General features: G+C 39.1%; 13 protein-coding genes. 7 read left to right on the top strand and 6 right to left on the bottom strand.

The genetic code is table 11. The features are described from left to right. Window positions 1-40 precede the first annotated feature (40 nt). Window positions 41-952, bottom strand: coding sequence for a DMT family transporter (locus tag ACY3ZI_RS10175; RefSeq protein ID WP_487377392.1), 912 nt, complete (start codon window positions 950-952; stop codon window positions 41-43). An 86-nt stretch (window positions 953-1,038) separates the two neighbouring features. On the opposite strand from ACY3ZI_RS10175, the gene ACY3ZI_RS10180 reads away from it, so the two are divergent. Next, window positions 1,039-2,376: an aminotransferase-like domain-containing protein gene (locus tag ACY3ZI_RS10180; RefSeq protein ID WP_211885549.1), complete on the top strand. Its 1,338-nt coding sequence runs from the start codon at window positions 1,039-1,041 to the stop codon at window positions 2,374-2,376. Between the two features lie 28 nt (window positions 2,377-2,404). After that, window positions 2,405-2,884: an NUDIX hydrolase gene (locus tag ACY3ZI_RS10185; RefSeq protein WP_336431235.1), complete on the top strand. Its 480-nt coding sequence runs from the start codon at window positions 2,405-2,407 to the stop codon at window positions 2,882-2,884. A 6-nt stretch (window positions 2,885-2,890) separates the two neighbouring features. Here ACY3ZI_RS10185 and ACY3ZI_RS10190 read toward each other — a convergent pair whose 3' ends face one another. Further along, entirely contained in the window at window positions 2,891-3,514 is a 624-nt protein-coding gene (locus tag ACY3ZI_RS10190; RefSeq protein ID WP_211885550.1) for a LysE family translocator, read from the bottom strand. 202 nt (window positions 3,515-3,716) lie between these two features. On the opposite strand from ACY3ZI_RS10190, the gene ACY3ZI_RS10195 reads away from it, so the two are divergent. Together ACY3ZI_RS10195 and ddlA are read left to right on the top strand one after the other, a co-directional pair. Next, window positions 3,717-4,583, top strand: a complete 867-nt coding sequence (locus ACY3ZI_RS10195) for a LysR family transcriptional regulator (RefSeq protein ID WP_487377396.1) — start codon at window positions 3,717-3,719, stop codon at window positions 4,581-4,583. A gap of 144 nt (window positions 4,584-4,727) precedes the next feature. Continuing rightward, a complete protein-coding gene (ddlA, locus tag ACY3ZI_RS10200; protein WP_211885552.1) occupies window positions 4,728-5,831 on the top strand; it encodes a D-alanine--D-alanine ligase in 1,104 nt (367 codons plus the stop codon). Window positions 5,832-5,901: 70 nt separating this feature from the next. On the opposite strand, the gene ACY3ZI_RS10205 is transcribed toward ddlA, so the two are convergent. Beyond that, window positions 5,902-6,690 carry a GNAT family N-acetyltransferase gene (locus tag ACY3ZI_RS10205; protein ID WP_211885553.1) on the bottom strand — a complete coding sequence of 263 codons (789 nt, stop codon included), beginning with the start codon at window positions 6,688-6,690 and terminating at the stop codon, window positions 5,902-5,904. A 521-nt stretch (window positions 6,691-7,211) separates the two neighbouring features. On the opposite strand from ACY3ZI_RS10205, the gene ACY3ZI_RS10210 reads away from it, so the two are divergent. Beyond that, window positions 7,212-8,141 carry an acyl-CoA thioester hydrolase/BAAT C-terminal domain-containing protein gene (locus ACY3ZI_RS10210; protein ID WP_211885554.1) on the top strand — a complete coding sequence of 310 codons (930 nt, stop codon included), beginning with the start codon at window positions 7,212-7,214 and terminating at the stop codon, window positions 8,139-8,141. A 49-nt stretch (window positions 8,142-8,190) separates the two neighbouring features. Here the strand turns inward: ACY3ZI_RS10210 and ACY3ZI_RS10215 are convergent, their stop codons facing one another. After that, complete coding sequence (locus ACY3ZI_RS10215) at window positions 8,191-8,973, bottom strand: GNAT family N-acetyltransferase (protein WP_211885555.1); 783 nt, start codon at window positions 8,971-8,973, stop codon at window positions 8,191-8,193. A 118-nt stretch (window positions 8,974-9,091) separates the two neighbouring features. Between ACY3ZI_RS10215 and yqfB the strand changes: the two genes are divergently transcribed. Further along, a complete protein-coding gene (gene yqfB, locus ACY3ZI_RS10220; RefSeq protein ID WP_211885561.1) occupies window positions 9,092-9,421 on the top strand; it encodes a N(4)-acetylcytidine aminohydrolase in 330 nt (109 codons plus the stop codon). Here yqfB and ACY3ZI_RS10225 read toward each other — a convergent pair. Continuing rightward, window positions 9,418-10,287: a LysR family transcriptional regulator gene (locus tag ACY3ZI_RS10225; protein WP_211885563.1), complete on the bottom strand. Its 870-nt coding sequence runs from the start codon at window positions 10,285-10,287 to the stop codon at window positions 9,418-9,420. The two genes, yqfB and ACY3ZI_RS10225, sit on opposite strands and share 4 nt — an antisense overlap. A gap of 108 nt (window positions 10,288-10,395) precedes the next feature. Between ACY3ZI_RS10225 and ACY3ZI_RS10230 the strand changes: the two genes are divergently transcribed. After that, window positions 10,396-11,319, top strand: coding sequence for a DMT family transporter (locus ACY3ZI_RS10230; protein ID WP_211885565.1), 924 nt, complete (start codon window positions 10,396-10,398; stop codon window positions 11,317-11,319). Window positions 11,320-11,364: 45 nt separating this feature from the next. Here ACY3ZI_RS10230 and ACY3ZI_RS10235 read toward each other — a convergent pair whose 3' ends face one another. Then, window positions 11,365-12,354: a D-cysteine desulfhydrase gene (locus ACY3ZI_RS10235; protein ID WP_211885567.1), complete on the bottom strand. Its 990-nt coding sequence runs from the start codon at window positions 12,352-12,354 to the stop codon at window positions 11,365-11,367. Window positions 12,355-12,369 lie beyond the last annotated feature (15 nt).

Genomic DNA, 12,369 nt, shown 5'->3' on the forward strand with positions numbered 1-12,369 from the left:
TTAAACCTTAATTTTCCGTTAAGGTTAGTTATTTCAATATTTAACGTGAAAAACGTTTTGAACCTGCGACACACAGAATGACTCCAAGTGTAGACATGATCATGACGCTATTAACTGTTTCATTAAGCAGCCAAGCGGAAAGCACTAATCCAATAAACGGTTGTAATAGTTGCAATTGACTGACGCCCGAAATTCCGCCTTCAGCCAGCCCTCGGTACCAAAAAAAGAAACCAATTAGCATACTAAACAGAGAGACATAACCTAGGCCCATCCATGCTTCAAATGGAACAGTAGAAAACGTGGGTGGTAAGCGCAAAATACTGAATATCACCATGATGGGTAATGCTAAAACCAACGCCCAGCAAATCACCTGCCAACTCCCTAATGATTTTGAAAGTACAGCACCTTCTGCGTAGCCCAACCCACAGACAATTACAGCAATGACCATATATAAGTCACCTTGCCATGCGTGAGTGGCTCCTTGAAGAATTGCGAAGCCGATTACAAATAAACTTCCCATGATTGAAAACAACCAAAACAATTTGCGAGGGCGCTCGCCTGCTCGTAAAACACCGAATAAAGCGGTAGACAAAGGAAGCAGCCCTAAATATACAATGGAGTGAGATGAGCTAATGTACTGTAATGCAACAGCAGTTAAGAATGGAAAGCCAAGCACCACACCAAATGTCACGATAAGAAGAGGAATCAACTTTTGTCTTGCTGGAATTTTTTGGCGTAAAACTATCAAAACAATCAGAGCCAAAATCCCAGCGATAGTAGCCCGCAGAATGGTCAAATAATCGGGCGAAAATCCACTGATAGCCAGTTTGGTTGCGGGAAGTGAGCCACTAAATATAGCAACGCCAATAAAGCCACTGATCCAACCGCGAGTGGTATGAGATGAATCCGTTATGGAAACACTGCTCGATGTTAATGATTTAATTTGATTCATAATTGACCGTTATTATTAGTAATTGAGTTTTACTAAGCTAATCGACATAATCATGACAATCAAAAAATTGTCATAGGTACAATTTCATGGCTCAGAATCGTTATAAGCAGCATGTTGACTTGCTTTCAGCGCAAATCATGAGTGGCGAATTTAAAGCGGGGGAGCGTTTGCCTACGCATCGCCATTTTGCGGAAAAATCGGGTATTTCCTTAGTGACAGCTTCGCGGGTATATCGAGAACTGATGGAACGGGGCTTGATCATCGGAGAAACCGGGCGAGGCACCTTTGTCCGAGATATCAATCTATTGCCCAAGTTAAGTATTGAGCAAGATGTCGCTAAAAACACGTTAGACCTGAATTTTAGTTATCCGATTGCGAAAGAACAAACCAAACTATTACGGGAATCGTTACGGGAAATAGCGGTTGGTGGTGATCTAGAAGGGATTCTTTATTATCAACAACATACAGGGCGTGAACATGAAAGAAAAATGGTCGCTAAATACTTAAAACAGCGTGGGTTAACTCATGCAACGGCAGATACAGTGGCTTTAGTGAGTGGTGGTCAACATGGTTTAGCTACCATCATTTTAGGTATGTTCAGTCCTGGGGATATTATTGCCGTCGATGCCTTAACTTACCCGGGGTTTAAGGCTCTTGCAAAAATTTACCATTTAGAACTGATATCTGTGCCTACGGCAGAAAATGGTCCAAACTTACAAGCACTGGATAAGCTATGCCAACAGAGAAAAATTCGGGCTTACTATGCGATGCCGACTTTGCATAATCCGCTAGGCTGGGTGATGAGTTTATCGGAGCGTAAAAAGCTGGTGGACATAGCCAAACAGCACCAATTTTTCTTAATTGAAGATGGATCTTATGCCTTTTTACAGCGACCAGCAGTTGTTCCATTAGCAACGCTGGCACCTGAAATTACATTTTATACAACAGGTTTTTCGAAGAATATTGCAACGGGATTACGTGTCGGTGCGGTATTGGCACCGCAACAATATATTGAAAACATCGAGCGTATTATCCGAATTACAACATGGAATACACCGGCAATAACCACGGCTATCCTCTGTGATTGGATTGAAAAAGGTGAGGTAGATAGCATTGAAAGAGATAAGCGACGGGATGCAAAAATAAGGCAAGCAATAGTCCAGAAAATTTTTACGGATATACCCTATATTGCGCATCCTGCCAGCTATTTTGTTTGGTTACCATTACCTGATGGCGTACGCGCTGATGCAGTCGTCAGTGAATTAAAAAAGCAAAATATAGCCATTAGCAGCGCAGAGTCTTACTGCACATCAAACTCAGTACCGCAGGCGTTAAGAATAGCAATTAGTACCTTATCCCATGAAGAACTGGCGGTGGCAATAGAAGCGATTAGGCATGTTGTACTGTATTTGATTGATTTATAAAGATGATAAGTATAAAGGAAGAAAAATAGTGGAACACATCAAACATTTTACGGCGACGGCGATGATCTGTAATTCTCTAGGGGAATTTCTATTGCATGAGCATCCTAAGCTAGGTATCTGGCTACCTCCTGGAGGTCACGTTGATCCAAATGAAGAACCACAAGATACTGTTGTTCGTGAAGTGTTTGAAGAAACAGGCTTACGGTGCCGAGTGATTGATTGCCGCTATCCGTTGCACTCAAAGGTAAATGATTCAAAAAATACTCTCTCTTTACCAATTCCTTTAGCCATTTTAAAAGAATTCATTGCAGATAAGCGCCAAGGAGATCATTGGCATATCGATATGGTTTATCTCTGTGAGCTCATAGACGAAGAAATCCAATGCAATTCAGATTTTCATTGGATTCCTCTTAGTGAAATGAATGACTTAAACCTTCCTAAAGATGTGGTGGAGCTTGCCATTATGGTGAATGAACATTTTCAAAATGGTTCGGCTCATTCGAAATGAATTCAGTCATGATGAAATATTAAAAAAGAGCAAAGAGATACCAAGCATAATTAATAAGGCACCGATAACTCTATCCATAATGAATTGATATTTTAAGATTTTATTTCTAATCAACGGTGCTGCAAAAAATAGAGCAATTAAACTAAACCAAACCCAATGTGCAAAAGAAATAAATAATCCGTAGCTGAAGTTTAGCCATTGAGAATTACCAGTTTGAATCACTTGGGTGTAGACCGAAACAACGAAAAACATCGTCTTAGGGTTGAGGGCATTGGTTAAAAAACCCATTTTAAATGCGGAAAATGAAGAGGGTGCTGATGTTGGGTTAAGGTTATCGCTGGCGTTAATGGCTGTTTTGTTTGTTAGGGATTTAAAGCCGATATACACCAAATAAGCGACGCCAAGGAGTTTGACTGCCATAAATAATGTAGGGGAACTCATAATGATTAGAGTCACGCCAAAAATGGTATACAGCACATGAATTTGCACTCCAGCAGCAATACCAAGGGCACTGAGTAAACCCGTTTTGGTGCCATAGGAGTAGCTATTTCTGGTGACCATAGCGAAGTCGGGACCAGGGCTAATAACCGCCAAAATAGTGATGGTGGCAACAGCGATAATTTCATTCATAGTGAGATCCTAATGGTAATAAAAACTGACTTAATTTTTTGGGTAAAAATAGATTTGATTAATTAGAGATATTGATTATCAATAGATTGTAGTTAGATAAAAAGCGATTTATTCTCAATAAAATCTGTCAGTTTTCGTTACCTATTTAATTGTGAAGTCACTTATTTTATAAGCCCCTTAATTTTATGAAGACATTAATTCTATGAAACTGCCTCCATTAACATCGTTACGGTTTTTTGATGTTGTTGCGCGCTATGAAAGTATTATTAAAGCCGCGCAAGAGCTGCATGTTACGCACAGTGCAATTAGCCGCCAGATAAAATTACTTGAGGATCATCTCGGTGTTTTACTGTTTGAACGGCGTAATCGAGCTATCTTTTTGACAGAAGAAGGTAAACTGTTATTTCAAACGACAACACACGTATTCCAGCAACTTTCAGATACCGTCGAAAAAATTACTCAGCGTCCTCATAACCAAGTTGTTAGTTTATCGTGTGAGCCGACCATCGCAATGAAATGGCTGATCCCTCGTTTAACCGGTTTTTATCAGCAACACCCTGAAATTACCGTACATTTGATTGCCGCAGGTGGTCCCATTGATTTTAATAAGGCGGGGGTCGATCTTGCTCTTCGTCGTAATGATTTCACTTGGGATGACAATATTTATGCGAAAAAAATATGTGCAGAATGGATAGGCATCATCAAGAAAAATGATAGCCAGCCCTATCATGAGTTGAACTTGCTTGTACCAGCCTCCCGGCCAAATGTTTGGCGTACATGGCAAGCCCGTAGTGGCATCAATTTACAACATAATAAACAAGTTAATTTCGAACATTTCTACTTGTGTTTGCAGGCTGCATTAGCAGGACAGGGCGTTACAATTGCATCGTTCCTAATGGTTGCTGATGAAATTAATACACAACAATTAATGGCCCCAGAAGGTTTTATTGAAGATGGTTCTGCATATTATTTGCTTTCACCTAAAGAAATAAAAGCGGATACCCCAGCAGCCATTTTTATGGAGTGGTTAGAAACAAACGTGAATCAAAGCCTGTTGTTAACTCAGTAATCGGCATAAAATTTGTATAATTTTAAGGGTTTGGTCATTTAATCACCGAACCTACTTGCGTAGTGAAGTTTTTATGCCCTAACTATTTCGCTGCGTGCTATATTTCCCAGAATCGTTTTTGATGTCTTTATGTTGGAGTAAATAATGAGCAAAATCCGGGTTGGTGTCATTTTTGGTGGTAAATCCACTGAGCATGAAGTTTCGTTGCAATCAGCTAAAAATATTATTAATGGATTAGATCGTAGTAAGTTTGATGTTTGCCTTATCGGTATCAATAAAGAAGGGCAATGGCATGAGTATGATGAAGCGAACTTCCTGTTACATGGCGATGATCCTGCTCATATCGCGTTAAATACTCCAAAGCGTAGCATTGCAATCGTTCCAGGCAAACAAAGTGAACAATTCATTTCTCTAGAAGATGCTAAACCTCTCCCACAAATTGATGTGATTTTCCCAATTGTCCACGGTAATTTAGGTGAAGATGGTTCTCTACAAGGTTTACTGCGTATGGCGAACCTACCGTTTGTTGGACCGGGTGTTCTAGGCTCATCAGCTTGTATGGATAAAGATGTCACTAAACGCCTTTTAAGGGATGCAGGGTTGCACATTGCACCATTTATTACGCTATTGAAAAGCAGTCGTGGTGAAATCAGCTATGCTGCAACGGTTGAGAAACTGGGCTTACCATTATTTATTAAACCAGCTAATCAAGGTTCATCGGTTGGGATCAGTAAAGTTAATAATGAAAGCGAGTTTAACGCGGCATTAGATTTTGCATTCTTATTTGACATGAAAGTGCTGATTGAAAGCGCTGTAAAAGGGCGTGAAATCGAGTGTGCGGTGCTTGGAAATGAACATCCACTCGCTAGCCCATGTGGTGAAATCGTGCTGCATGACAGTTTCTATGCTTATCATACTAAATATATTGATGAAAATGGTGCGTCTGTTGTTGCTCCGGCGGATTTAAAGCAAGATGTGAGTGAAAAGATCCGTGCAATTGCACTTGAAGCTTATCAAGCCTTAAACTGCAGCGGTATGTCCCGCGTTGATGTGTTCTTAACCGAAACGAATGATGTTGTGATTAATGAAATCAACACATTACCAGGTTTCACTAATATCAGTATGTACCCAAAGCTGTGGCAACAAGGCGGTATGACTTATCAAGAACTGATCAGTCGTTTAATTGAACTTGGGATTGAAAAATTCCAGCAAACAGCTGCATTAAAAACAGCCTGTGATGAAATTTAATCTCTGATATTTTCCGCAACTTTTGCCGATAGCAGCCTGCTATCGGCAATATCACTATAAAGTTATCTCATTAATTCACTGCGTTTTTGTTGCACCAAACATAATTGATGTAACGGAATAACGGCTCAAATCCAAATTTTTTATATAAATCAAATCCTGCTTCTGAAGCATCTAAGAAGCAATGTTCGACTCGTTGTTGACGACAAAATGCGAGGGCATAATCAATAAGCTGAGAAGCATAGCCTTTACCCTGAAACTTAGGTTCAGTACCGATATCGTCGAAACGCGCCAATTCACCTTCAATGGTGACCGTCATGGATGTTGCGGGCTCTCCATTGACCAATAAGACGAAATGGAATTGTGGTGCACCTTGTTGCAGGGCATCTTCGTGGTAGCGAACATACTCTTGGATCACCATATCGTGCTCTTCTGAAAGATAGAACGCAGAAACCAATGGTTTAGCCCAAAGGGATAAATCATGGTTTGCGAGCACGATATCTACCTGATTATCAGGCAAATCAACTTCTTTCTGCTGTGACAATGTTAGCGCCATTGCTGTTGTGACGCTGTCACGTTTATAGTTAAGAGCTTCAATATCTCTGACGACTTTTGGCAACATCTCTTCAGGGATCACCAAAGTGTGATTCTTTTTCTGCGATACGAACAGGTTGTACGCTTGCATAAAAGCATGATGAGTAGAGTCGGGTTGCAGATAGATAAAATTGAACGCCGGAGAATTTAATGGCGTTAAATAACAAATTGTATGTTGTGCAATCTGGATACTGTGCTCACAAATCGAAGTCCAAAACGTCTTTTCGATCGATTGGTAATGTCGTAAATAGTAGAGCGGTATGTTCATTAGTCAGTTACCTGATACAAAATGTGTTAGTCAAATGGAGCAAATAACAAATCTGACTCCATGTAAAATTCTGTTAACTTATTGGCATTAAAGCCTTTGTGATCTATCTATTGATAATAACTAAACCTTTAAAATCAGCAACCGTTGCGGCAGTTGTCATCTTATCTTTGACCTTAGATCTCACTCTTGTGCAACGTTTTCAGTGTCATTAATCAATATCTATAAAGTAAATTTGAAGATGAATTAAGGCGTTTCGTGCGATATGCAGATAGATTGTTATTTAATGCTATCTTACATTGCTCATTTACTCTATAAAATGTCATGTAAATTTATAAAAAGCTTTGTAACTCAATGAGATTATCTTACTAATTTCTCCATTATGATAGTAGAAATAAAGAGATCGTACCTGCATAAATATGCTAAATAGCGTGACGTAAATAAGATAAATAGAGTTGTAAACGTTATATTCTTCAATGTATTGTTTTTGAAAAATAAAAGATGACTGAGGTTACGTTAAAGTAATGCAAAAATTTATATTAATTGCCTTGAGTTTAGTCGGCTATTCAGTGTTTTCAGAATCAGCTGAAAATTCTTTTGATAGGCAAATACTGAAACACGATGATAAAGAAATCCATTATTACCTGCTTAAAAGTGACTCTAATCCCTCTAAAGAATTATTAGTATTAATCCAAGGTTCCGACTGCAAAAGTGTCGTGAATAACCAAAACATGATTAAGAATTTTAGGGGAGTATTACCTAATAGTGATGTGCTTTTAGTAGAAAAAACAGGCTTAACACCTGATGTAGGACTGGATGATCCAAATAACTTAGAAGAGAACTGCCCTGTAGAATATATGAGAAATGACTCTTATTTTGAGAGAGTGGATAACTATATTGCTGTGCTGAACCAGTTAAAAAATCAGTATCAGCATATTGTTTTATTGGGGGGTAGTGAAGGTGCGATAGTCACGAATATTATTGCATCTAAAGTTAATTTTATTGATGCGGCTATTTCGCTAAATGGTGGCGGACAATTTTTTATTAATGATGTGATTTACAGCATTAATAAAAGTTTACCCGCTGAAGAAGCGCAAGGTGCAATAGAAGGATTTAACCAGTTTGCAGATGCAGTTTTGAATGATCATTTAGACGATGACCAATTTCCCAGCAATCATGGGCAAAATTGGTGGTATGAAGCCTTAACGATAGATAATAAAAAACTACTTCAAGGTGTTTGTAAACCCCATTTAGTGATCCAAACGCTCACCGATATTAATGTGGATGTGGAAGGTTCACAGAAAATGATGAATGAGATTAATAACCCCAATATTACCTATAAAACTTATTCCACATTAGATCACTATTTTAAAGACAGTCAGGACAATAATCAGACCGCAGTCGTTATCGCCGATATTCAGGATTGGTATACAAAATTAAATATCAAAAAATAGGTTGGATAGATGCCCAACTAAAGAATTTTTAGTTGGGCATTTTGGGATATTATTCTGAAATATAACTGTGATATTTAAAAATTGGTTTAAAACCTAGTTTTTGATAAACCGATAAACCATCGCTAGACGCTTCCAAATAACACTGCTTGATTCTATGTTGACGACAAATCTGTAAAGCATGTTTAATCAATGCCGTGGCAAGCCCTTGTCTCTGGAATTCAATATCTGTACCAATATCATCTAAGCGTGCAATATCATTGTGTAACGTGAGTGTCAGTGATGATACAGGGACCTGCTGATTAAATAAGACAAAATGCATGATATTGGTTTGCTTGTCCAACGCGCGCTGATGATAGCGAATATATTCATCAATGATGGATTCATCATTATCGCAATCGAGTTCATTGACTACAGGAAACGCAGTAATAAGCGGTTTTGACCAGTCTGAGAGATTATGATTACTAAGCTTTACATGATAGCCATCTGGTAACTGATTTTCCGTTTCGAATTCATTTTCCGTAAGTTCAAACACCATCGCTGTTGATTCACCATCATCAATAAGATCATGCTGTTGTATACAATTTGAGAACTTGAGTAATTCATCGGTGTGAACAACTAAAATATAGGGTTTTGACTGTTGTTGAAACAATGTATTTGCCGCTTCAAAACCAGCAATAGTTGCTCCTGAATGCAAATAAATATAATTAAAAGCGGGAGTTTTTAGCTCAGTAAAATAGGCAAACGTATTTGGTTCTACATGATGCGTCTTTAGGCAAATTGCAGACCAAAAAATATCTTCTAATGAGTAAAAACACGCTTCGTTGTGAATCATTTCATGGTGTCCTAATAAATTAACTGAACGTTCCTAGTCTATTGAGGAAATTGAGATTGCTGTCACTATGGTACATGGGATAGCATTTGTTGAATTAAGAGAAGATTAAGGAATATCTGTGAATAATATCCCCGAAACCATCACGTTCTTTGAGCGTTTATTACCACTGGTTGTTTCCGGTGAAAAAGTGATCACCATTCGTGATGAAAGTGAGAGTCATTATGTAGCTGGCTCGGTTGTCAAAGTCCACGCGTTAGAAACTGGCGAGTACTATACCAACATTGAAATACTATCTGTTGAGCCACTAAACTACGATGATATTTCAGAGTATCACGCGACCCAAGAAGCGATGACATTAGAAACGTTGAAAGCTTTAATTCGTGAAATATACCCAACAGAAAATTGCTTGTATGTTATTCATTACCGATTAACAACGGAAAACGCTTAATCACGATAACGGCTTTTTACTAGTTTAATAAATGCTTTTGTGGCCGGAGACGCATCACTGTAATTATTAACAGCAAAGGCAATATCCCGAGTCACGCGGGGAATTAATGGCTTCACGACGATGTTGTTAATATTTTCAGGGATGGCGAGTTGAGCCACAATCGATACGGCTTCATTTCGTGCAACTAATGAAAACGTACTAAGAAGCTGGCGGGTTCTAAATTGAATTTTAGGTGTCAGCTTTTGTGCAGAAAATAGTCCCATCACAATTTTACCTGAACCGGCTTGAGTTAAGTTGAAGGGGTACTCACACAATTGTTTTAGTGTAACTCCGTCGTACTGAGTCAAAGGGTGGTTTAGCGGCAAAATTGCCACATATTGGTCGTGTTTTATGGGAAAAGTATCAAAGCGTTCGTCCGGCAGGACCACAACACCAATATCTATGCGCTTTTCTTGCAACCATTGAGCCACGCTCTCGTCGTCTCCCTCATCAACAATAATTTCAATACTTGGGTATTGCTGACGAAAGGTCTTTAATAATGGAGGCAAAATACCCGTTGAAGATCCGGGGCCGAAAGATCCTATCCGTAAAACACCTTTCTTTAATCCATTAGACGCTAGCGCTTCTTGCCGCATTGCTTCTTGAAGGCTCAGTATATGTTGGGCGCGATTTAGCAGTGTGTTACCAATTTCGGTCAGAGTGACTTGGTTTTGTTCCCGAGTAAATAGACTGACATTGAAATCTTTTTCAAGGGATTTAATGGCATGTGAAACCGCTGATTGGGAAATATTCAAAGACATTGCTGCCAAGGTAAAACTTTTTAGCTCAGCAACACGGGTAAATATTTCCAGTTGACTTAGTGTCATGAGTAAATACTCATTTGATTATGATCTTGGATAACAAATACCTTATCTGTATCGAATGATTGAGTCAATAAAGTGCACAATATCTGATCTGGATGGGGAAACATCGCAATGGAATTAAAAATAACAAAAAGGCAGGTTCGACAAAAGTCAGTCAATATTGTTGTTCTAAAAATGATCTGTGTCTCGATATTATGGGGAGGAACATTCATTGCTGGTAGGGTGTTACAAACCGATATATCACCATTATTTTCAGCGACGCTTCGCTTTATTTTTGCGAGTGTTGCATTGCTTATTTTACTGAGCTGCACTCGTATTGGTTGGGTAAAAGTGAATTCGCGTCAGTTTTTTCAAATTCTCTTGTTGGGATGTAGCGGTGTATTTATCTACCAAGTCTTTTTTTTCTATGGGCTACAGCTTATTCCTGCATCTCGAGCGGCACTGTTAGTAGCAATTAATCCTGCGATGATTGCCTTAATTTCCTATTTATTATGGCGAGAAAAAATCACGAAAATTAAAGGTGTGGGTATTGGTTGTTGTGTATTAGGGGCAACAATATTGTTATCAGCAAAGACGTCAGATGTGAGTGGGTTTTTAACAAACCAAGGTGATCTTGCCATATTAGGTTGTGTCGTGAGTTGGGGGATTTATACCGTTGTAGGTAAAAATGTCATCCGTGAAATTGGCGCTATACATACGGTCGCTTATGCCGTGCTATTAGGAACTGCATTATTGGTTATCACGTCAAGTATCATGGGGCAATTAACGCTTAGCGCAATTACACACTTAACAAATATCGATGTTATGAGTCTGTTATACCTTGGCGTATTAGGCTCAGCACTGGCTTATATTTGGTATTACCAAGGTGTTGATCAGTTAGGTGCCGCGGGAGCCGGGTCATTCATTGCACTTAATCCGTTGACGGCGGTAATAATAGGAACGCTGTTTTTAAATGAGGAAATTACATTCTCTGCATTATTGGGTGGGATAGTGGTTATCTTCGGGTTATGGGTAACGAATAAATCGAGAGTATAAAATAGGCGCTCTATGGAAATAACTGACTCCATAGAGCGATATTTATTATTTAATGGTTTTGTTAATTTCTGAATAGGCGAAAAGGGCTTGAGCACCGCCAGTATGGACAAATAATACAGGCGTTCTTTCAGAAGAATTGTCTAAATAATCAATCAAACCCGCCATGGCTTTTCCTGTATAAACTGGGTCAAGAAGGATCCCTTCTTTTTGAGCTAATAGCGCTATTGCATCTAAACCACCGCGGTTTGGCATACCATACATTGGTGCGAAGAAATCATCCCAAAGTGTAATGTCTGGTGTTTTTTTAATTTGCAGTAATTCTGCTAATTCATTTTGCAGTTTTTCAACTTTTGGTGCCTGATCTTGCTGTTTACGAGAAACGGTGACACCAATGAGTTGTGAAGTAGGGAGTAATTCTTGTAAGCCAATCGCTAAGCCAGCGTGAGTTCCGGCACTGCCAGAAGCCACAATCACTTTATCAAATTCAATATTGGTCGGTTTTTGTTGAGCAATTTCAATCGCACATTGAACATAACCTAATGCGCCCAGACCGTTGGAACCGCCGACAGGGACGATATAAGCATCTTGCAAGTCTAACGATTTAATTAACTCTGCCATTTGTGCTTGTGGATCGGTTAATTCGTCACACATGACGCATTGAGTACCAAATAAATCGGTGAGGAGTTTATTGCCATTATGCAGGAAATTGCTGTCTTCACTTTGAATAGGATTTTCTAATAAAGCGACACATTTTAGTCCGTACATTGCCGCTACCGCAGCAGTTTGACGAACATGATTTGATTGAATCGCGCCCGCTGTCACGATAATCTTTGCATTTTGGGCTAAGGCATCCGCCATTAAAAATTCAAGTTTGCGTAGCTTATTTCCGCCCATTGCTAACGGCGTCATATCATCGCGTTTAATGTAGATTTCTCGACCATATAAACGCGATAAATTATCGAGTCGATTCAATGGGGTCGATGCTTTAAGCAAGTCAACTTTTGCGAATTGAGTTAATTTTTGTTGAAGAGACATCTAAATTCCCCTGTA

Source organism: Providencia sp. LY12, from assembly GCF_057621555.1.

Bases quoted from the DNA above. Each gene is read 5' to 3' on its own strand.
- ACY3ZI_RS10215 (WP_211885555.1), bottom strand. From the start codon at position 8,973: ATGATTCACAACGAAGCGTGTTTTTACTCATTAGAAGATATTTTTTGG.
- ACY3ZI_RS10195 (WP_487377396.1), top strand. From the start codon at position 3,717: ATGAAACTGCCTCCATTAACATCGTTACGGTTTTTTGATGTTGTTGCG.
- ddlA (WP_211885552.1), top strand. From the start codon at position 4,728: ATGAGCAAAATCCGGGTTGGTGTCATTTTTGGTGGTAAATCCACTGAG.
- ACY3ZI_RS10205 (WP_211885553.1), bottom strand. From the start codon at position 6,690: ATGAACATACCGCTCTACTATTTACGACATTACCAATCGATCGAAAAG.
- ACY3ZI_RS10230 (WP_211885565.1), top strand. From the start codon at position 10,396: ATGGAATTAAAAATAACAAAAAGGCAGGTTCGACAAAAGTCAGTCAAT.
- ACY3ZI_RS10210 (WP_211885554.1), top strand. From the start codon at position 7,212: ATGCAAAAATTTATATTAATTGCCTTGAGTTTAGTCGGCTATTCAGTG.
- ACY3ZI_RS10180 (WP_211885549.1), top strand. From the start codon at position 1,039: ATGGCTCAGAATCGTTATAAGCAGCATGTTGACTTGCTTTCAGCGCAA.
- ACY3ZI_RS10175 (WP_487377392.1), bottom strand. From the start codon at position 952: ATGAATCAAATTAAATCATTAACATCGAGCAGTGTTTCCATAACGGAT.
- ACY3ZI_RS10190 (WP_211885550.1), bottom strand. From the start codon at position 3,514: ATGAATGAAATTATCGCTGTTGCCACCATCACTATTTTGGCGGTTATT.
- ACY3ZI_RS10235 (WP_211885567.1), bottom strand. From the start codon at position 12,354: ATGTCTCTTCAACAAAAATTAACTCAATTCGCAAAAGTTGACTTGCTT.
- ACY3ZI_RS10225 (WP_211885563.1), bottom strand. From the start codon at position 10,287: ATGACACTAAGTCAACTGGAAATATTTACCCGTGTTGCTGAGCTAAAA.